Raw genomic sequence first — 19,540 nt, forward strand, 5'->3', positions numbered from 1 at the left:
TCAAAACTTATGAATAATTCAAAGGCTCCTCAATGGGGACGCGTTATCGGAATAATAATGATCGTATTTGGTAGTTTAGGCGTGTTTTACCAAATGTACAAAATACTTATTCCTTCAATTTTTAGCATGCAAAGAAACATGATGAATGACTTTGATCGTATGGGTAGAAACAATCCTGGAAATAGAGTATTTGAAAACATGCAAGAAGTGTGGTTTATGAGCGACACCCAAATGACAGTAATGACAATTGGAGGAATACTGGGAATATTGCTTTGTGTATTTTACATTGTTGGAGCTGCCAAACTTTTGAAAAAAGGAGAACAAAACTTGAAAATTGGTAAGATGGTTCTTTTCATCTTTATCGGTTACAACGTGATTTTCTGTTCATTTTTATTTGCAGGTGGGTCAATATTCGCCAGAATGATTGCTATATACGCTATCATTGGATTAGTTGCGGATATCGTTTTCACTATTATTATTGTCAGTAACAATAAAGAGGAATACAATCTCAACTACGCCGCCGACAGTGATGATTTGTTAGATGATATTTAATTTACTTTAAGTCTCTAGCTTTATCTTGAATAACGGCTAAAATAGGTCGTACTTCAATTTTACTTTCCAACCAGGATATTATATCCAAATAAAGAAATGATCTCTTTTCATAAGGGTGATCTTCAAGTGCTTTTAGCTTGCCATGAAGCATTTTAAATTTGCTGTGGAGTTCAGTTGGATAAAAATCCCCTCTGATAAATGATATAATCTCTCTTTGTACTTCATGCAGGTCATTCATCTGTATAAGAAAACGATAAGTACTTCTAGTAAAAGAATACACCTCATCTGCACCTATTTCATACAATGAGATTAACTTTAATACACGCGCATAACACAACAAATCCTCTCTCAATCCAAGCTCTTTGTGGTCAATTATCTTTTCCATGTAATAGATACATCTTTCGTAATTATCCACCCCAAAATGCATACAAGCAAACTTATAATAGAAAACCATGAAATGATGCTCATCTATTCGTCCTCTATATGCTTCAAATTCTTTTTCAATTTCCGGGATCAGTTCAATACCTCCAATAAAATTTCCATTTAAAAATTTGAGATTAATTCGTGCATATCTTGAATAAATAAAGAATAAACCTCTAGTATTATCATTGGATAGTATATCGTCATTTCCTTCAAAAGTGCAGAGGTAATTATAATACTCCTCATACTTTGAATAATAACGCAGGTAATAAAGAGATTCTAACAAATAGTTAAGTCCTTTTAAGAAATAAACAGGATTTGTCTCCATCATTTTGGGATGCTCTTTGAACAATTCAACCCATTTGGTGGCATACTTATAACTTCCGGTAAAATCTTGAACAATAAAAGAATGCCAAAGCTGAGACATATAGAGATAAAGCTTTTCTCTAAACCCTAAATCTTCTTGCTCAAAAGTAGGTAAATGGTAATAAAAATAATTTCTGGCTAAGAGATAATCATCTTCATTTTTTGCATAACCATTTCTCAACCAAAAGCTATACAACTGCAGTGATAGATTGGAAAGTTTACTTGCTAATACATTTTGAATACTGATGTCCTTTGCCTCAACTGCCAGATCATCTGCTCTAGAATTTAAACTTCTTGTGATGTACTGAGATTCAATTATTTTTTCAAACTCAATAATCTCATAAGTCATATAATTTTCCTCTAATTCCAGCGCCATAGACTTTGCCTTTTCCAAAATCTTTAAACTCTGCTGATACAAGCCTTTGTTGTAAAGAATAGTAGCATAATCAAGCTGTTCTCTTATTTGTACAGGATAAGTTTGATGTTGTGGATTTAATCTTAAACTAGTCAATATCTGCTTGTACAAATTGGCTTTAAGATTAGATAACTGGTTTTTGGCAATTGATGATTTTGACAAAATAATAGACTCATCATAAACAGTCATCTTGTCCATTAGATTGAAAAGGGTAATAAATTTGGCATTCGTATTTCCGCCTAATCTATTCACATACAGTTTAAATTGCCTTTTTTCTGACTTTGTAAGCGACTTAATTAAATTAAATAATATGTTTTTTTGTGTTGTAGACATTGTATTTTTTTGCTTTATTAACAATTGATTTTCAACTACTTAACAAGCTATTAGAGGTGTTTGAATATTGTATCAGCACACATTATTCACTTTAAAATTCGCATTTGAGTATCTAATTTAGGCATAAATTATAAAGTTGATTTGACATGAAATACAAAATCAAAATAGCATTGGATGAAGGAATCAAACAAGAGATCATTACGGAATCATTGAAAGTGTTGGCTGCTATCGAGAAAAAGTATAATTGCAAGTTTGAATTTCAAAATGAACTAGGTTCAAGTTCACTTAAATTGAAAATCCCTAAAATCCGCAAAAAGTCTAATGACTCTGAAAAAGGTACAGGGCTTTACAGTTTTGGTGGAGAAATGGACATTTAAACCACTTCTGTCCCTCCATCATATTGTTTCATTTGGTAAGCAAACTTTTCTATCTCCTTTAGTTTGTCAGCACCAACTTCTTTTTCAGTAATTACAATTAAGTGCTGAGACCTGGGGTAAACCTGAATAATTAAAAGACCTTTATACCTGCTGATAGACACGTGTTTCGACCAACTGTATTCGACAGTTGCATAGTAATCCTTTGAACCAAATTTTTTATCGTTTAACCAAACTTCATATTGCGGTTCAACTGAATACCCCGGCTCAAGTTCAGCTAATCTATTTTTATAAACTTTAAGTGCCTTGAAGTAAATATAAAAAAGTATTAACCCATAAAAAATCCCAAAAAAGACAAATGTCATTTCCATTGATCTATAGGTAAAATTACCTTTTGAAAGTGAAAGAAGGATCAACAATAAAGAACCACCAAAGACAATTAATCCTGACCTAATTAATCTTTTATTAAAATACTCGAACAGCAAGCCATTTTGCCATCTATAGTGTTCCAGCTTATGGGTAAGTTCAAAACGATATTCCATTATAGGTCAAAATCGTATTCTTTGAGATTATCATTCCACATTTTGGTAGCGTGATCCAGAAAACCATTTGGAGCTTTATTAAACTCTTCTCCTGCTTCAAATTCTCCACCAAAATCCATTACTCTGGTAGTTCCTCTTAAAGGATACTTTTCTCCATCTTCAAGCATGATTAATTTTTGAGTTGATGGACTGACATCAGAAGTACAAGTTAGTCTGTAAATAAATGAAATTTCACCAATTTGATCCTCATCAATATCTGTTAACGAAATGGCCCCTAATTCATGACCCATTATTAAATCAAACTCACAGTCTTCTACAAAATCGGTCACTTCTCTTACAAGTGTAGTATTGCCATTTTTTTGAACATAGTGATAAGCGTAGAGATTTTGAGAAGTATAAACAAAGTCTGCATCATTTTCTTCCTTTACCGTACCAATGGTTCGGATAAAATAGTTGATACCTTTCTTGTCTGTCCAGGTATAGGCATCATTCATTTGTCCTTTATACTCACATTCAACTGGAACATTTTCTACCTTCTCCAACAAAATCTCAATATCTAAAAGTTCTTCTTCAGAGTTTTCCTCATCTGTTATTTCTTCATTTTGAGAATTGTCAGCAGTTGAATTATTGTCACTTTCAGTGCCTTCCTCTGCACCGCAAGCCAATAATAAAGTAGAAACTAACAGGGTTAGGGTTGTTTTTTTCATTTGGCACTGTTTTTTTAAGGTGACCAAATTTATAACAAATACTTAAGCTGTGCCAGCTTTTAAACCGAAGATCTTTTTACCTACTTCTTTTATAGAAACCCAATTCAATGGGAATTCCATTAATACATGCAGATAACTTAAGAATAATAATAAAATAAATCCTGCTATGTAATTGATCATGTAAACAACAATGGAAATCACCCAAATCCCCAACAAAAGAATAAGTTTCTTTTTAGTAATAACCTTATGCCAACCAATAACTGTCGTTTTTGAAAACCAATTTAAATAATGATAAGTGTATGCAAATGCAACAAAAATCTGCAGCTTAACTCCTACATCAGAAATCAACTTGAATGGTTGACCGTTTTCAAACAAACCTAAAGTATATCCCAAAGCAAAATTGATATTTTGTAAGCCAGACTCTTCAAATGCCTTGTAGGCAGTTTTGTTTACCTCAAAACCATGCGCATCATAAGGAACAAGACTAATAAGGACCGGTACTATTAAAAGCAGAATGACAGATAAATAAGCTGTTCTGCTATTGTCTTTTATTGCACCATAAAGCATAAAGAAGAATGTAAAGACAAACACATGTAATATAGTTGGCAACAATCCACTCACCAGGTACACATAAAACAGATATTGTTGTAACAACATCCCAAGTAAAAATGTACCTATAAAAGTTCCGAGCACCACCATCCAATTCCTAGTAAATGTCATCACGATTGCTGTGGTTAAACCAGTAAAAATAAAATTAGGTGTATAGTATCTTATATACTGAAAAACTATATTATCCTTAAAGAATGAATTGGTAGACTCTACAGAAGCCAGCATAAATGGAACGGCAATCATAGCAGTCAATAATACCAGAATCCAAACTTGTTTTCTGTCCTGAATAAAATAGCCTTTCTTGTCTAACCAGTTGATCTCTGTTACATAGTGTAAAGGTCCTAAGATGGCATAGGCCAAAATAAACAACTCAAAAGGAAAAGCATAAGCTAACCCTAGAGAAAGGATGATTAAAAAAATGTTGAGTGTATTGACTTCAAATCTTTTGACCGCCATGATCTAAAGATAAGAATCCATTTGAATTACTACTACTCCGGTTTTAGTGATAAATAATTTAAAAACTCTTGCTTTACAGCAGCATCTTTAAATTTACCTCCAAACTCTCCTGTTACAGTACTGCTTTGGATATCTCTAATTCCTCTTGAGTTTACACAAAGGTGTTTTGCATCTATTACACAAGCTACATCTTCAGTTCCTAAGAATTTTTGCAAGTGTCTTACTACTTGAATTGTCATTCTTTCTTGAACTTGTGGACGTTTTGCGTAATAATCTACAATTCGATTCATCTTTGATAAACCAATTACATTTCCATTTGAAAAGTAGGCTACGTGAGCTTTACCAACAATCGGTAAAAAATGATGTTCGCAAGTAGAGTAAACAGTGATGTCTTTTTCTACCAACATCTCTGTATAATTGTACTTATTCTCGAAATTAGAATTCTTAGGAGCTCTTTCAGGATTTAATCCACCAAAAACTTCTTTCACATACATCTTAGCAACTCTTTTTGGTGTTCCTTTCAAACTATCGTCTGTTAGGTCCAACCCTAAAGTGTGCATGATTTCCGCAAATTTTTCTTCAATAAGATGCATTTTATCTTCATCACTCATTTCAAATGCATCTTTGCGCATTGGTGTTTCAATTGAAGAAAATAAATGGTGATCTCCTAACTGCTCGGGATCCATCTCGCTAAGGTCTTTTACTGTTTTACTCATTATATATCGTCTTTCATCACTGTCTTCCAACAGGTTTACAGCTACTGTTTGGAATCAAAGTGGACTGCAAAGGTACTAATTCTGCTATTTAAAACCATTCTAAACGCAAAATGTTCATTTTTCTTTCTTCATCAGTCGTACCTTAACACTAATAATTACATTTTCAATTATTAATTTTAACCACGGTGAATATTAAATCTGACCTATATCAACTTTGTCATGAATTTGTGGATGACAGGATAGCTACTATAAAAGCGGCAATTGATGATGCCCAAGCTTCTGCCAACAATGAGACAAAAAGTACAGCAGGTGATAAACATGATACTTCAAGAGCTATGATGCAGTTGGAAGTAGAACAGAAATCTAAACAACTATCTGAAACTTTAAAACTGAAAGAAACGCTTGGTAAATTCTCTGATCAAAACACTTCAGCTATTGTTGGATTGGGAAGTGTTGTAGAAACATCTGCTGCAAATTACTATATCTCTATTAGTGCAGGAAAATTGAATGCTGGTGGATCTGATTATTTTGCTGTTTCTGGCGCAAGTCCAATAGGACAATTGCTGTTGGGTAAAAAAGCGGGGGACATTGCTCAATTTAACGGAAAGAAAATTGAGATTTCTGCCGTTTATTAAATCAAATTAGGGCGAAGAATAGCCGCCTGCTCCTTTACAAATTCTTTGATATCAGAATCGGCCATTGGAATTTTAGCTAAGCATTGTAGTCCGGTATACTGTAAGATAACATCTTCAGTATCTTGATTTGAGTCTCCATTAAAGATGATGCCTTTAATAGGGATTTTTCTTTGACGTAAAATGTCAACACTCATTAATGTATGATTAATGCTCCCCAAGTAATTCATGCTCACCAAAATCACTTCATCTGCAACTAAAGGGATAAGATCAATAATCATATCTCCTTTATCATTTAATGGAACCATTAAACCTCCAGCTCCTTCGATAATTAGGTCATTTGAAGTTTCAGGAACTTTAAAATCAGATAATTCAATTTCAATATCGTCTAGCTTAGCCGCAGCATGTGGAGACATAGGTTCTGACAATAAAAATCGCTCAGTATGAAATTTTGATTCTGCATTGGAAATAAAATCGCGCACCCACAATGAATCTAAATCATCTAACTCTCCAGCCTGTAAAGGCTTCCAATAATCTGCATGCAAAGCCTCACATACTATTGCAGAGCAAAATGTTTTACCTATTTCAGTTCCAATACCGGTGACAAATATTTTATTCCCCATTTAAAATGCTAATCAACTGATCAATTTCTCCTTTGGTGTTATACGAATGTAAGCAAATTCTCAATCGTTCGGTTCCCGCAGATACAGTTGGAGACAAAATTGCTTTAACTGCAACATCTTGATTAACAATCTTATTCGCCATTATTTTACAAGATTCATTTCCCGGGATTATAATACTCTGGATAGGAGATTCACTCTTCAATAATTCAAATGAAATATCTTTTGCTGCTTCCTTAAAATAGTTTATCAATTCATTAAGTTCTTCCCTTGTATCACTCATTACTGAAGCCTGATGCACAACCTGATAAATTCTTTCAATAGTTTCAGGTGGCAAAGCTGTAGTGTAAATTAAAGATCTTGCAAAATTGATGAGATAATCTCTAACATCAGAAGAGCTAAGTACCAAAGCACCGTGGCTTCCATAAGCTTTTCCAAAGGTGATTAACTTTATAAAAACCTCATCATTGAGATTTAACATGGATATCAATCCCTCTCCTTTTTCACCAATAATTCCTCCAGAATGAGCTTCATCAACAATTAAAAAAGCATTATACTCATTGCATATTTTAACTATTTCAATTAAAGGTGCCTGATCTCCGTCCATTGAATATATAGATTCTACGGCTACATATTTAGCTCCTTTTGCCCTTTGCAATTTCAATGATAAATCGTCCAAATCATTGTGCTTGAATGAAAATCCATTGGCATTTGACATACGAATTCCATCACGGATAGAAGCATGTACCAGTTCATCATAAACAACAGTATCTCCTTTTTGTGGTATCGAAGAAAAAATACCCAAGTTGGCGTCATAACCTGAATTGAAAAATAAAGCGGAGGACATTCCGAAAAAAACAGCAAGGTCCTTCTCTATCTCAGTTGCGTAAAGTGAATTACCGGATATTAATCTTGAACCAGTTGATCCTTTTGCCAAATTAGATTGAGTACCCCATCTGGCTAAACCTAAATAGTCATTAGAGAAGAAATCTATCATTCCTTCACCCTCCATCAAGGTTCTGAAAGCTTGATTTTTCTTCCTTTCAGCTAGTTTTTGTAGAATAGAATCAGGAAGATTTCTCATAATTTATTCTACAGTAACCTTTCTTGGCTGGAAATCAGGATTTTTAGTTGCAGCTTTCTCTTTTAGTCTTTCTTCTTTTTCCTTTCTCACTTTCTTTGCTGCCTCTACTTTTTCATCCACTTTTGTTTCCGGTTGCTCACCATCCTGAAAAGGTTTTTTAGGAGTGATACCTAAGATATCAAACAAGTTTTTGTCCTCATTAAATTCAGGATTAGGCGTAGTTAACAACTTATCACCTGCAAATATTGATGAAGCACCTGCCAGAAAACACAATGCTTGAGATTCATTTGACATTTGAGTTCTACCCGCAGAAAGTCTAATAATAGACTTAGGGAATAAAATTCTTGAAGTAGCAATCATTCTGATCATTTCCCAGATTTCAACCGGTTTTTGATCTTCTAATGGTGTACCTTCAACTGCAACCAATGCATTAATTGGAATAGATTCTGGTGGCTGTTCCATGTGCACATACGTCATGAGCATCCCTACTCTATCTTCTGCTGTCTCTCCCATCCCAATAATTCCACCTGAACAAACTGAAATACCCGCTTTTTGAGCATTGGCAATTGTATCGATTCTATTTTGGTATTCTCTTGTTGAGATAATGTCTTTATAAAATTCTTCTGAAGAATCAAGATTGTGATTGTATGCGTACAAACCGGCATTTTTTAAACGCTCTGCTTGTTGTTCATTTAACATACCTAAAGTGGCGCAAACTTCCATTCCCATGCCATTGATCTCCTGTACCATTTCAACAACTTTGTCAAAATCACGGTTATCTCTAACTTCTCTCCAGGCTGCTCCCATACAAACTCTTGAAGATCCATTTGCTTTAGCATTTTTAGCTAATCCAACCACTTCATCAACCCCCATCATGGCATGAACATCCAATTCAGTATTATACTTGGCAGATTGAGGACAATATCCACAATCTTCAGGACATCCACCTGTTTTGATTGAAATCAATGAGCTCATTTGAACTTCATTTGGATTGTGGAATTCTCTATGTACAGTAGCTGCTTGATAAATCAAATCCATCAAAGGAGAATTGTACAATTCAAGTGCTTTTTCTTTTGTTGCGTATGCTTGGTTTATCTTCATCTTAATTTCTTTATCTGGTTACCGGTTTATCCATGTCATATTCAAACTCTGCGTCTACTTCTCCGGTTTGAGTATAATAGGTAAACACTCCATCTTTCAAATCTTTCACAAAATATTCTACTGATCGCAGAACACCATTTTGATACCAGGTAGAAAATTTACCATTTCTCAAACCGCTAAGATAAGTCCCTTCTTGTTTTTTATAACCATTTTCCCAAAAAGTTGTTGACAGACTATCAGCAATTCCTCTTTTCCATTTAGAAACTTCTGCCAGATTTCCGTTGCTATAATAGTGCTTCCAAACTCCCTCTTGTGCGCCATATTTGTAGCTTCCCTCGGTTTTTACTTGTCCATTTTCATACCATTCAAATATGGCTCCGTGCGGAAGTGAATCTCGAAAATTGTTAAGGGCTTTTTTATTTCCTGAGTCTTCGTAATAATACGTCCACTCTCCGTCTTTAAAGTTGTTTTCGTAAGTTCCTTCAGCAGTTTTTATTCCGGATCTTGAATAAAAAGTCCAAAATCCATATTTTCTATCTTCCAAATACTCACCAACATACTCCAGGCCTCCTGTAGGGTAGAATTTTTGAATCTTTCCATTTATCAATCCATTTTCCCATTCAGAAATCTCTTCAATAGAATCGTTATTGTAGTAGAAGGTCCATTCACCAGATGCCAAATCATTTGTAAAGTATCCTTCAGATTCTTTGGTTTCATTCTCCCTGAAAAACTCCCACTTACCGATTCGTTGATCACCCTTCATTTCACCAATTCCATAACCACCTCCGAACACAGGTTGTCTGTTATGCTCTTTACAGGCAATTAAAACTATTGCTAGCAATATGTACAATGAATGTTTCAAAAGATCAGAATAAAAATAAGCATTCTACTTAATTCAATTCTTTCCAAATCATATCTTTTAACTCAGTTAGGCCTGTTTGTGCAACTGATGAAATGAAAACATAAGGAATTTCAGGTAAATCGGCACGAATTTCTTTTTTCAATTCATCATCCAACATATCTGATTTTGAAATTGCCAATAACCTAGGCTTATCAACCAATTCGGGATTAAATTGCTGTAACTCGTTTACCAAAATATTATATTCTTGTCGAATATCGTCAGCATCTGCCGGCACCATAAATAACAGTACTGAATTTCGCTCAATGTGACGCAAAAATCTTAGTCCAAGCCCTTTTCCTTCATGTGCACCTTCAATAATCCCAGGAATATCTGCCATCACAAAAGATCTATAATCTCTATAAGCTACTATTCCCAAATTGGGCACTAAGGTAGTAAATGGATAATCCGCAATTTCAGGTGTAGCGGCCGACAATACAGAAAGTAAAGTAGATTTACCTGCATTAGGAAATCCAACCAACCCAACATCAGCCAATACCTTTAACTCTAAAATAACCCAGCCTTCTTTATATGGAATACCCGGTTGAGCATATCTAGGCGTTTGTCTGGTAGCCGATTTAAAATGTACGTTTCCTTTTCCACCTTTTCCACCTTCCATTACAATCAATTCCTGACCATGTTCAGAAATTTCACCTATCACCTCAAAGGTTTCTGCATCTTTTACAACTGTACCCAATGGAACTTCCAAAATCTCATCTTTTCCATCTGCTCCATGTCTTTGATTTCTTCCACCCGGTTCACCATGATCTGCTTTAATATGCTTTCGATACTTCAATGGCAACAAGGTCCATAACTGTTCATTTCCTTTAAGGATTACGTGGCCACCACGGCCACCATCTCCTCCCGCAGGTCCACCCTTAGGAATAAACTTTTCACGGCGCATGTATGTTGATCCCGCGCCTCCTTTGCCAGAGCGACAATGTATCTTCACATAATCTATAAAATTACTCATGGCAACTTTTTTTAATAAAGTTTAGGCTTATGCTAAAATTGAATCAATTGATTCAAAAAGACGAGCTGTAATATCATCAATTGAACCGTGTCCATTGATTTTAACAAACTTATCCTGATTTGCATAGTATGCTTTTAAAGGAGAAGTTTCTTCCAAATAAACTTTAATTCTATTTTGGATTACTTCAGGATTAGCATCATCAGCTCTACCACTATCCAATGCTCTTTTTCTTAATCTTTCCTTAAGTTCTTCTTCTTCAACATCCAGTGCAAGGCACATATTAATTGAAGTTCCTCTTTCGGCTAATATCTTATCAAGCGCTTCTGCTTGTGGAGTTGTTCTTGGGAATCCATCAAAAATGTATCCCTCAACATTTGTATTACTTTCAATTTCTGAAATCAACATTTTAATCGTTACTTCATCAGGGACCAATTCTCCTTTATTGATGTAACTCTGAGCCAATACTCCCAGCTCAGTTTGTTCTTTCATATTTTTTCTAAATACATCTCCGGTTGAGATGTGAAACAAATTGTACTTATCTACCAATTTAATGGCTTGTGTTCCTTTTCCGGCACCCGGAGGTCCAAATATTACAATGTTTATCATTTCTATACCTTTCTCCGCATTCTTCTGCGAAATTCAATCGTCGTACAAATTGGTTTTTCCAAATTGCGAATTCAACGAAAAGGCAAATTTATTGCTAATAATTCGCAATTCAGGAGGATTTTATAAAAAATTATCCACCACTGCTAAATCGGCAGAATAATGTAAGTTTTTCAGCAATAATGTCATTTAAACTCTTCAGATTCAGACAATTTTTCAGTATTATTTGGTTATTAATGGATTGGACCCTTATTTGATCCCTAAAAAGAAAACGAATTAATTAAAATGAACATAGATAAATTAACTACAAAGTCACAGCAAATTTTGGCGCAAGCTCAAACCATTGCTCAGAGTTTGGGACATCAGGCAATTGAACCTGGACATATCCTTAAAGGAATGTTTGAGACGGATACCTCAGTGTTACCTTTCTTATTTAAAGAGTTTGGTTTGGATGAGAATGCCATAATGCGAACTACAGACAGCATTGTTGAAAGTTACCCTAAAGTTTCCGGTGGACAACTATACATGGGTAACAATGCTAACATAATGTTCACCGAGGCCTTTAAACTTGCCAAAGAATTAGGAGATGAATATGTATCAACTGAGGTTTTATTCATGTCTTTATTAAGATTAAATGACTCAATAGGCAAGATGTTAAAAGACGCCGGATTAAATGACAAAAAACTCAAAGAAGCGATTATGAAATTAAGAAATGGAGATAACGTTAACTCGCAAGGTCAAGAGGACACTTATCAAGCTTTAGCTAAGTACGCCAAGGATTTAAATGAAATGGCGGAAACAGGTAAGTTAGATCCTGTAATTGGGAGAGACGAAGAAATAAGACGTGTTCTTCAAATATTAACAAGAAGAACTAAAAACAACCCTATTTTGATTGGAGAACCTGGGGTTGGTAAAACGGCGATAGCAGAAGGTATTGCGCATAGAATTGTAAGTGGAGATGTTCCTGATAATTTAAAATCCAGAAAAGTATTTTCATTGGATATGGGAGCATTAGTTGCAGGTGCAAAATATAAAGGTGAATTTGAAGAGAGATTAAAATCTGTTGTAAAAGAGGTTATTAAATCTGATGGAGAAATCATCTTATTTATTGATGAGATTCATACGCTGGTAGGAGCCGGTGGCGGAGGTGAAGGAGCTATGGATGCTGCAAATATTCTTAAACCTGCATTGGCTAGAGGAGAATTAAGAGCAGTAGGTGCAACTACATTGAATGAGTATCAAAAGTATTTTGAGAAAGACAAAGCTTTGGTAAGAAGGTTTCAAACTGTAATGATTGATGAACCAAGCAGAGATGATGCAATTTCAATTTTACGTGGTATCAAAGAAAAATATGAGAACTATCACAAAGTATTAATCAAGGATGAAGCTATAATTGCTGCGGTAGAATTATCTCAACGTTATATTACAGATAGACAATTACCTGATAAAGCAATTGACTTGATTGATGAAGCTGCTTCTAAGTTGCGTATGGAAATGAATTCTAAACCTGAAGAGTTAGATGAAATTGATAGAAGAATAATGCAACTTGAAATTGAAAGAGAGGCCATCAAAAGAGAAAAAGATCAAAAGAAACTTGATAGTATTGAAAAAGAATTGGCTGAACTCAACGAAAGAAGAGCCGAATACCAAGCTAAATGGCAAGCAGAAAAAGATGTAATTGAAGGAATTCAAAATGCAAATGAAGCCATTGAAGCATTAAAAATGGAAGCGGAAAAAGCCGAAAGAGAAGGTGATTATGAGAAAGTAGCTGAGATCAGATATCACAAATTAAAAACAACAGAAGAGCAAATTGCCAACTTCAAAAAAGAGTTGATAGAAATTCAAAAAAATTCTAAAACAATCAAAGAAGAAGTTGATGCAGAAGAAGTAGCAGAAGTTGTTTCTAAATGGACCGGAATTCCGGTTTCTAAAATGGTTGAATCTGAGAGAGCCAAATTATTGAGATTGGAAGATGAGCTTGGTAAAAGAGTTGTTGGACAGAAAGATGCTATTACAGCAGTATCTGATGCAGTAAGAAGAAGCAGAGCGGGATTACAAGATGAGAAAAAACCAATTGGATCATTCATCTTTTTGGGAACAACAGGTGTTGGTAAAACTGAATTAGCTAAAGCGCTGGCAGAATATCTATTCAATGACGAAAATGCTATGACTAGAATTGATATGAGTGAATACCAGGAAAAACACTCTGTGAGTAGACTAGTTGGAGCACCTCCGGGATACGTTGGATATGATGAAGGTGGACAATTAACAGAGGCTGTAAGAAGAAGACCATACTCAATTGTATTAATGGATGAAATTGAAAAAGCACATCCTGATGTATTTAACATCTTATTGCAAGTATTGGATGATGGAAGGTTAACGGACAATAAAGGTAGAATAGTAAACTTCAAGAATACAATTATCATCATGACCTCAAACATGGGATCTGATATTATCAGAGAGAAGTTTGAAAACATGACAGATAAAAACAAAGAAGCTATTATTGAAGATGCTAAACAAAGTGTATTTGAATTGTTGAAGAGAAGTATTCGTCCGGAGTTTTTGAATAGAATTGATGAGACAATTATGTTCCAGCCTTTAACAAGAGAGGATGTATTACAGATTGTTAAAATCCAATTTGTAAGATTACAAAAACGATTAGCTGAACAGGATATCAATATCTCTGCGACAGATGAAGCTTTGGAGTGGTTGGCATTAGAGGGTTACGACCCACAATTTGGGGCCAGACCGGTTAAACGTGTCATCCAAAGAGACTTATTGAATCAATTGTCCAAGGAATTATTAGCTGGTAAAATTGGAGCAGATAGCGACATCACTATAGACATGATTGAAGGAAAGTTGGTCTTTTTAAATAATAAAAAAGTAGCCAGTTTAAACTAAATAAAAAAGCCCGTTCAAATTGAACGGGCTTTTTTTTTAATGACTTATATCAAATTACTTCTTTCTTGTTTTAGTTAAGTCTTCAAGTAATTGAATTTTTTGGTTTTGCTCTTTCTTGTACTTTGTATAGTCAGTAGTTCTATATGCATCACAAGATGAGTGTCCACAGCTGAACATCCCTAATGCAAATACTCCCAATACTGATACTAATAATGCTTTCTTCATGTTAAGTTTTTTAAAAGGTTTTATAGTTGTTTTGGCTGAAACACTTTTGTTTGAGATCAAAAGCGAGACGTTTGCTAAAATATGAATTAAAACCTATTGTGTCAACAAGAAGATCAATAAAAATGCATCTTATTGATATTTAATCGATAAGCTACAGGATTTATCCGATTACTGAACCTTAGTTTGAAGAAGCTGCTCGGCCAATTTAATTTTTTGATTTTGGTTCTTCTTATACTTTGTATAATCAGCTTGCCCTCCATATGCAGCACAAGGCGTATGTCTGCCACAACTGTACATTGACATTGAAAACAATCCAACAACTCCTACAATCAATAATTTTTTCATAACGATAGTTTTTAATGTATACTCAATTTGTAACGCATCATAACAAATTGGTTACCATAAGAATAAATAAAATATTGTTTGACTTATATACAAACAAAAACCCTGCCTAAAAAGACAGGGTTTCAAATATTTAGATAGTTGTTAGACTTATTTCTTGGTGTTTACCAATTCTTGAGCCATTTCAACTTTTTCGTTTTGCGCTTTTTTGTATTTAGTGTAATCTACAGTTCTGTAAGCATCACAAGTGTGACCTGATCCACAGCTAGAAACTGCTAAAACAAATAATCCTAATACTCCTGCTAAAAATACTTTTTTCATTTTGGTTTTTTTTGGTGTTGTCCAAAATTTGGACAGTTGGTTTTCTTAATCTTTGGTGCTGACAAAGACTAAACAAAACCCTGTCAACTTTTTTATAACTGTGCTAAAATAGCCAAAAAAAACAGACCCGTCAAATTCAAATGCCTTAGTAATCAACAGTTGACGTTAAAAAACTCTTTTGGAAATTGCGTATATCTCCCTAAAAACAAGAGCTAGACGTATCTTTAAAAATTGTTGAAAAATCTACTTATTTAATAGAATTTTAATGTAGTTCATCCTTATAATGAGCCAAAATTTTAGCTAAAAGCACTTCGCTTAACTTCTGATATGACTCAACAGTCCATCCTCCAACATGTGGACTCAGAAGTACTTTCTCTGAATTCAATAACGCCTTAAAACTATCGCTCATATTTTCATTTTCGAACATATTTTCAAAAGATGACTTTTCATATTCTAATACATCCAAACAAGCTCCGAGAACTTTACCATCATTAATCCCCAAGAGTAAATCTGCAGTTTTGACAATCTTTCCCCTTGATAAATTAATCAGGTAAAAAGGCTTTTTCATTTTCTTGATAAAGGTAGCATCTATCAATGCTAAAGTCTCTTCATTTTGAGGAATGTGCAAACTAACAACATCTGACATATACATCAACTCATCCATGCTCACTTCTTTTACATGATCATTTTCAAATCCGGTCTTGTACTTGTCGTATGCTAAAACTTCTACATCAAATCCTTTTAACTTTTTTGCAAAGGCCGCTCCATTATTACCATATCCAATAATCCCTACTTTCTTTCCATCCAACTCTACTCCCCTATTGCCCTCACGGTCCCATATTCCTGAACGAACCTCTCTATCAGCAGTATGAATTTTATTAAACATGCACAATAACATGCCCAAAGCGTGTTCTGCTACAGCATTTCTATTTCCCTCAGGAGCATTAAAAAGTTGAATACTTCTACGCTCACAATACTCCAGGTCAATGTTCTCCATTCCTGCTCCGGATCTAGCTATAAATTTCAATTCACCAAAATGGTCCAGAAATTCAGCATTCATTGGAAATCTAGAACGAACAACTATTCCTTCAAAATCAAATGCTTTGGAAATAATCTCATCAATTGAAGTCTGTGTGCAATCATAACAGTCAAAACCGTTATCCGTTAATCCATTCCACAAAGCTTCATGTACAGTGTCTACAAATGCTACTTTCATATAAATCTAAGTAGCACTAATGTAAATACTATTTCTTGATTAATTTATAGTATACGTAAGAAGAGCCATTGTATAATCTTACAATGTAATTTCCTTTAGACAATTCAGAAACATCAATCATTGTAGAATAATTTCCTGCTTCCAAATTTTCATCCCCCAAATTCAATACAACTTTACCAGAAGTATCCATGATTGAAATATTTGAAGTTCCATTTTTAGGAATCACGTATTCAATTGTTACCTCTTTTTTAGCAGGATTTGGATAGATATTATTACTGTACACATCTAAATTTTGTGTCACAAATTCTTCATTACCTGCAATTGCTTTGTTTACATATACTTTGAAAATTGTAGTACTGGCACTACTTTGAGATCCATCATTAATAAAAAAGATGTTTTCTGCAGTACTTTCAATTCCTCCATATACATATCCAATAAGTGTCTTCGCTTGAGGGATTGCATTGATATCTATAATATCATTGTCAATCAAATAATCTCCTGTTGGAATAAATTCTGCTCCAGAACCCAACAATGCAGGCATCTGAACATAACCTAAAGCATATTCACTCATGCTTCCATCAGATAATCTGGTAACCTTACTAATTGTTTTAACAAATGGAACTTCAGTATCCTCTACCAATGTTCCTGTTGTATCATAATGGAATTGACTCATTCCTCCAAAAAAGATAGTATGCATAGCCTGAGCAGAACTGTCATAAAATGGAACCTTTGCTGAGTGGTACTGACTCAAGTACTGGCTAAATGTGTTGTTAACAGTGTAAGTAGTTCCTTCTACGTCTACCGTGTTCAAATAAGGCATATCATTGTAATCAAAAACTCCTGAAAATGCCGTATAGCCAATTGATCCATTAGGGAAAATTTGTTTTACCATGTTATAATCTCTTCTGTGAAGATTAATGGTGTCCACGACTTCATCATAGTTAATAATGGACATATTCACACCATCATCATCAATATCAAACTCTTTAATCGCACTTGTATATTCCTGTACAAAACCAGGTCCATGATCAGGTCCCATTGGATTATAGGCACCATCAAACAATTGACCTCCCACTAGATAAAACTTTGAATTGGCATATCCTAAATATCCACCTGTTACTTTTACTCTTGAATCAGTAATTTGTCTAAAGAAAGTGGTAATATCTCCTCCTTGCATCACAGAATCTGCCAAACCATTTAAGTCTACAGCAGTTAAATTAGAATAGGTGATGTGATCTGCATTTGTCGTACTATAACCGTATCCACCTGTAATGTACAAGGTTGTATCTATCTGATAAAAATTTTGATTTGTACTTTGAAGTTGTTCAAATATTCCAGCGCTTAAACCAGATAAGTCCGCTTCCCAACTTTGCTCACCCACAGGATCAATCACATAAACTTTCTTGTTGTTGTCTTGTTCTAAAAAAGCAGCAAACGGTTGTCTTTGGTGAAGTCCATCCACTCTTCCTCCTAAAATCACCCAGTAATTATCTGAAGTTTTACCCCAGCTAAACGAATGAACACCAGGGGCGTTTGTAATCGTAAATGGTTCAATTTCTATGGCAAAAGCTTCTGGCGATTGTGCACTAGCAGTAATTCCGGCCAAAAGCGTAAAAGTTAGAGCGAGCTTTTTCATGATCATTAATTTTAATTCTTCTTAAAGATATCACTTGCTCAGTGAGTAGAATGTGATAAATATCACATATACACAAAATAAGCAACCATGAAATAGATTGATAAACCAATAATGTCATTGGCCGTTGTTATAAAGGGACCTGTAGCAAGTGCAGGATCAATCTTTATTCGATCCAATAGAAGTGGAACCAATGCACCAAGAACAGCAGCAATCACAACAACAACAAAAAGTGAAATAGAAATTGTAGTTCCCAATAAAATGTCCCCATTAAAAGTGTAATTGACTCCAAAAATGATAACAGAACAAATAAATCCTACCATCATTCCTACCAAGGTTTCTTTTCCAACTTGCTTAAACAAACTTTGAAATTGAAAATCTTTTGAAGCCAATCCTTGTACGATAATAGCTGAAGATTGTACACCTACATTACCTGCTGTTGCTACAATTAGCGGAATAAAAAATGCCAATGCCGGATTTAAGTCAATTTGAGATTCATACCCTCTAATTATTTGAGATGCTGCAACCCCTCCTGCTAATCCTATCAATATCCATGGTAACCTTGATCGAGTATTTTTAAAAACCGTAGAAGAAGCTTCCAAGTTTTCAGAGATACCTGAAGCCATTTGGAAATCTTTTTCTGCTTCTTCCATGATAACGTCAACAACATCATCAATGGTAATTCTACCCACTAGCTTATGCTGTCTATCAACTACAGGAAGAGAAACAAGGTCATACTTCTCCATGATTTCAGCTACAACTTCAGCTTTCTCATGAACTTTTACATAATGAACTTTATCACGGATATAAATGTCTTCAATTTGTGTTTTAGGTTCAGCAAAAAGTAAACTTTTCAGAGACAAAATCCCCAATAGAATTCCGTCGTCATCAACTACATAAATACTGTAAACTTTCTCTATATTTTCAGCTTGCTTTCGCAATTCAATGACACAACGCTCTATTTTCCAATTAGCTTTGGTCTGAAAATATTCTTTATTCATCAATCCCCCGGCTGTATCTCCCTCATAGTTTAAAAGGTCGATAATCTCAGAAGCGTGCTCTTTATCTTCAAGTTGAGATATAATCTCATCTTTTTCGTCATCTTCTAATTCACCAAGGATATCGGCAGCATCATCAGTTTCCAGATTGTCAATTTGATCAACAATCTCTTCTGTAGACATCAATTTCATGAATTTGATTCGGTAATCCTCATCAAATTCAATTAATACTTCTGCGGTGATTTCATCATTGAGGTTCTCAAAAATATATTTGGCCTCTGCAATGGACAATGACTCCATTAAATCAGCAATATCTGCAGGGTGAAGCAAATTGAGTTCTTTCTCAATCCCAACAGCATCCTGGTTTTCAACCATTAGTTGAACGCGATCTAGAAATTCTTTTGTCAATTCTACTTTCACAGATATTCTGTTTAATGAAATATTACTTGCCCGCAAAGATAAGGGCTTTATTGTAATCCTAAGTTTATACGGATATTATCAAA

General features: G+C 34.5%; 21 protein-coding genes. 4 read left to right on the forward strand and 17 right to left on the reverse strand.

Annotation, left to right across the window (positions count from 1 at the left end):
* The first annotated feature begins 9 nt into the window (after positions 1-9).
* On the forward strand, positions 10-552 hold the full coding sequence (locus K6119_RS05740) for a hypothetical protein (RefSeq protein WP_221836436.1): 543 nt from the start codon (positions 10-12) through the stop codon (positions 550-552).
* A gap of 1 nt (position 553) precedes the next feature.
* On the opposite strand, the gene K6119_RS05745 is transcribed toward K6119_RS05740, so the two are convergent.
* Positions 554-2,086, reverse strand: a complete 1,533-nt coding sequence (locus K6119_RS05745) for a hypothetical protein (protein WP_221836440.1) — start codon at positions 2,084-2,086, stop codon at positions 554-556.
* Positions 2,087-2,232: 146 nt separating this feature from the next.
* On the opposite strand from K6119_RS05745, the gene K6119_RS05750 reads away from it, so the two are divergent.
* Positions 2,233-2,463 (forward strand): hypothetical protein, encoded by a 231-nt coding sequence (locus K6119_RS05750; RefSeq protein WP_221836443.1) that lies wholly within the window; start codon positions 2,233-2,235, stop codon positions 2,461-2,463.
* Here K6119_RS05750 and K6119_RS05755 read toward each other — a convergent pair.
* From K6119_RS05755 to folE, 4 genes are read right to left on the reverse strand one after another with little or no spacing between them, the layout of a single operon-like run.
* Positions 2,460-3,002 (reverse strand): hypothetical protein, encoded by a 543-nt coding sequence (locus tag K6119_RS05755; protein WP_221836446.1) that lies wholly within the window; start codon positions 3,000-3,002, stop codon positions 2,460-2,462. The two genes, K6119_RS05750 and K6119_RS05755, sit on opposite strands and share 4 nt — an antisense overlap.
* The gene (locus K6119_RS05760; protein WP_221836455.1) at positions 3,002-3,709 is read right to left on the reverse strand and encodes a M949_RS01915 family surface polysaccharide biosynthesis protein; all 708 of its coding nucleotides are present in this window, start codon (positions 3,707-3,709) and stop codon (positions 3,002-3,004) included. Before K6119_RS05760 ends, K6119_RS05755 begins: the two co-directional genes overlap by 1 nt.
* A gap of 42 nt (positions 3,710-3,751) precedes the next feature.
* Positions 3,752-4,774 (reverse strand): hypothetical protein, encoded by a 1,023-nt coding sequence (locus K6119_RS05765; protein ID WP_221836460.1) that lies wholly within the window; start codon positions 4,772-4,774, stop codon positions 3,752-3,754.
* Positions 4,775-4,806: 32 nt separating this feature from the next.
* Positions 4,807-5,490 (reverse strand): GTP cyclohydrolase I FolE, encoded by a 684-nt coding sequence (folE, locus tag K6119_RS05770; RefSeq protein WP_221836478.1) that lies wholly within the window; start codon positions 5,488-5,490, stop codon positions 4,807-4,809.
* A gap of 227 nt (positions 5,491-5,717) precedes the next feature.
* Between folE and K6119_RS05775 the strand changes: the two genes are divergently transcribed.
* Positions 5,718-6,125 (forward strand): 3-oxoacyl-ACP synthase, encoded by a 408-nt coding sequence (locus K6119_RS05775; protein ID WP_237828109.1) that lies wholly within the window; start codon positions 5,718-5,720, stop codon positions 6,123-6,125.
* On the opposite strand, the gene bioD is transcribed toward K6119_RS05775, so the two are convergent.
* The 6 genes from bioD to K6119_RS05805 are packed head-to-tail and all read right to left on the reverse strand — an operon-like array spanning position 6,122 to position 11,404.
* Positions 6,122-6,745, reverse strand: coding sequence for a dethiobiotin synthase (gene bioD, locus K6119_RS05780; RefSeq protein ID WP_221836484.1), 624 nt, complete (start codon positions 6,743-6,745; stop codon positions 6,122-6,124). The two genes, K6119_RS05775 and bioD, sit on opposite strands and share 4 nt — an antisense overlap.
* Positions 6,735-7,826 (reverse strand): aminotransferase class I/II-fold pyridoxal phosphate-dependent enzyme, encoded by a 1,092-nt coding sequence (locus tag K6119_RS05785; RefSeq protein WP_221836486.1) that lies wholly within the window; start codon positions 7,824-7,826, stop codon positions 6,735-6,737. Before K6119_RS05785 ends, bioD begins: the two co-directional genes overlap by 11 nt.
* A gap of 3 nt (positions 7,827-7,829) precedes the next feature.
* Positions 7,830-8,927 carry a biotin synthase BioB gene (gene bioB, locus K6119_RS05790; RefSeq protein ID WP_221836488.1) on the reverse strand — a complete coding sequence of 366 codons (1,098 nt, stop codon included), beginning with the start codon at positions 8,925-8,927 and terminating at the stop codon, positions 7,830-7,832.
* 10 nt (positions 8,928-8,937) lie between these two features.
* Positions 8,938-9,789 carry a toxin-antitoxin system YwqK family antitoxin gene (locus K6119_RS05795; protein ID WP_221836492.1) on the reverse strand — a complete coding sequence of 284 codons (852 nt, stop codon included), beginning with the start codon at positions 9,787-9,789 and terminating at the stop codon, positions 8,938-8,940.
* A gap of 28 nt (positions 9,790-9,817) precedes the next feature.
* The gene (gene obgE / locus K6119_RS05800) at positions 9,818-10,798 is read right to left on the reverse strand and encodes a GTPase ObgE (RefSeq protein WP_221836495.1); all 981 of its coding nucleotides are present in this window, start codon (positions 10,796-10,798) and stop codon (positions 9,818-9,820) included.
* Positions 10,799-10,825: 27 nt separating this feature from the next.
* A complete protein-coding gene (locus tag K6119_RS05805) occupies positions 10,826-11,404 on the reverse strand; it encodes an adenylate kinase (RefSeq protein ID WP_221836498.1) in 579 nt (192 codons plus the stop codon).
* Between the two features lie 282 nt (positions 11,405-11,686).
* On the opposite strand from K6119_RS05805, the gene clpB reads away from it, so the two are divergent.
* Entirely contained in the window at positions 11,687-14,302 is a 2,616-nt protein-coding gene (clpB, locus tag K6119_RS05810) for an ATP-dependent chaperone ClpB (protein WP_221836501.1), read from the forward strand.
* A 54-nt stretch (positions 14,303-14,356) separates the two neighbouring features.
* Here the strand turns inward: clpB and K6119_RS05815 are convergent, their stop codons facing one another.
* From K6119_RS05815 to mgtE, 6 genes are all read right to left on the reverse strand, one after another.
* A complete protein-coding gene (locus K6119_RS05815) occupies positions 14,357-14,527 on the reverse strand; it encodes a hypothetical protein (RefSeq protein ID WP_221836504.1) in 171 nt (56 codons plus the stop codon).
* 168 nt (positions 14,528-14,695) lie between these two features.
* Complete coding sequence (locus K6119_RS05820) at positions 14,696-14,872, reverse strand: hypothetical protein (RefSeq protein ID WP_221836507.1); 177 nt, start codon at positions 14,870-14,872, stop codon at positions 14,696-14,698.
* A 147-nt stretch (positions 14,873-15,019) separates the two neighbouring features.
* Positions 15,020-15,190: a hypothetical protein gene (locus K6119_RS05825; RefSeq protein ID WP_221836509.1), complete on the reverse strand. Its 171-nt coding sequence runs from the start codon at positions 15,188-15,190 to the stop codon at positions 15,020-15,022.
* A gap of 262 nt (positions 15,191-15,452) precedes the next feature.
* Positions 15,453-16,406, reverse strand: a complete 954-nt coding sequence (locus tag K6119_RS05830) for an NAD(P)-dependent oxidoreductase (protein WP_221836512.1) — start codon at positions 16,404-16,406, stop codon at positions 15,453-15,455.
* Between the two features lie 28 nt (positions 16,407-16,434).
* Entirely contained in the window at positions 16,435-18,042 is a 1,608-nt protein-coding gene (locus K6119_RS05835; RefSeq protein WP_221836515.1) for a T9SS type A sorting domain-containing protein, read from the reverse strand.
* A gap of 62 nt (positions 18,043-18,104) precedes the next feature.
* On the reverse strand, positions 18,105-19,457 hold the full coding sequence (gene mgtE, locus K6119_RS05840; protein WP_221836518.1) for a magnesium transporter: 1,353 nt from the start codon (positions 19,455-19,457) through the stop codon (positions 18,105-18,107).
* Positions 19,458-19,540: the final 83 nt, after the last annotated feature.

Origin of the sequence: Paracrocinitomix mangrovi (assembly GCF_019740355.2) — a bacterium.
Classification (GTDB): domain Bacteria; phylum Bacteroidota; class Bacteroidia; order Flavobacteriales_D; family Crocinitomicaceae; genus Paracrocinitomix; species Paracrocinitomix mangrovi.

What these genes read in the sequence shown, in the direction of transcription:
- K6119_RS05740 (WP_221836436.1), top strand. Translation starts at nt 10, where the DNA reads ATGAATAATTCAAAGGCTCCTCAATGGGGACGCGTTATCGGAATAATA.
- K6119_RS05745 (WP_221836440.1), bottom strand. Translation starts at nt 2,086, where the DNA reads ATGTCTACAACACAAAAAAACATATTATTTAATTTAATTAAGTCGCTT.
- K6119_RS05750 (WP_221836443.1), top strand. Translation starts at nt 2,233, where the DNA reads ATGAAATACAAAATCAAAATAGCATTGGATGAAGGAATCAAACAAGAG.
- K6119_RS05755 (WP_221836446.1), bottom strand. Translation starts at nt 3,002, where the DNA reads ATGGAATATCGTTTTGAACTTACCCATAAGCTGGAACACTATAGATGG.
- K6119_RS05760 (WP_221836455.1), bottom strand. Translation starts at nt 3,709, where the DNA reads ATGAAAAAAACAACCCTAACCCTGTTAGTTTCTACTTTATTATTGGCT.
- K6119_RS05765 (WP_221836460.1), bottom strand. Translation starts at nt 4,774, where the DNA reads ATGGCGGTCAAAAGATTTGAAGTCAATACACTCAACATTTTTTTAATC.
- folE (WP_221836478.1), bottom strand. Translation starts at nt 5,490, where the DNA reads ATGAGTAAAACAGTAAAAGACCTTAGCGAGATGGATCCCGAGCAGTTA.
- bioD (WP_221836484.1), bottom strand. Translation starts at nt 6,745, where the DNA reads ATGGGGAATAAAATATTTGTCACCGGTATTGGAACTGAAATAGGTAAA.
- K6119_RS05785 (WP_221836486.1), bottom strand. Translation starts at nt 7,826, where the DNA reads ATGAGAAATCTTCCTGATTCTATTCTACAAAAACTAGCTGAAAGGAAG.
- bioB (WP_221836488.1), bottom strand. Translation starts at nt 8,927, where the DNA reads ATGAAGATAAACCAAGCATACGCAACAAAAGAAAAAGCACTTGAATTG.
- obgE (WP_221836495.1), bottom strand. Translation starts at nt 10,798, where the DNA reads ATGAGTAATTTTATAGATTATGTGAAGATACATTGTCGCTCTGGCAAA.
- K6119_RS05805 (WP_221836498.1), bottom strand. Translation starts at nt 11,404, where the DNA reads ATGATAAACATTGTAATATTTGGACCTCCGGGTGCCGGAAAAGGAACA.
- clpB (WP_221836501.1), top strand. Translation starts at nt 11,687, where the DNA reads ATGAACATAGATAAATTAACTACAAAGTCACAGCAAATTTTGGCGCAA.
- K6119_RS05815 (WP_221836504.1), bottom strand. Translation starts at nt 14,527, where the DNA reads ATGAAGAAAGCATTATTAGTATCAGTATTGGGAGTATTTGCATTAGGG.
- K6119_RS05820 (WP_221836507.1), bottom strand. Translation starts at nt 14,872, where the DNA reads ATGAAAAAATTATTGATTGTAGGAGTTGTTGGATTGTTTTCAATGTCA.
- K6119_RS05825 (WP_221836509.1), bottom strand. Translation starts at nt 15,190, where the DNA reads ATGAAAAAAGTATTTTTAGCAGGAGTATTAGGATTATTTGTTTTAGCA.
- K6119_RS05830 (WP_221836512.1), bottom strand. Translation starts at nt 16,406, where the DNA reads ATGAAAGTAGCATTTGTAGACACTGTACATGAAGCTTTGTGGAATGGA.
- K6119_RS05835 (WP_221836515.1), bottom strand. Translation starts at nt 18,042, where the DNA reads ATGAAAAAGCTCGCTCTAACTTTTACGCTTTTGGCCGGAATTACTGCT.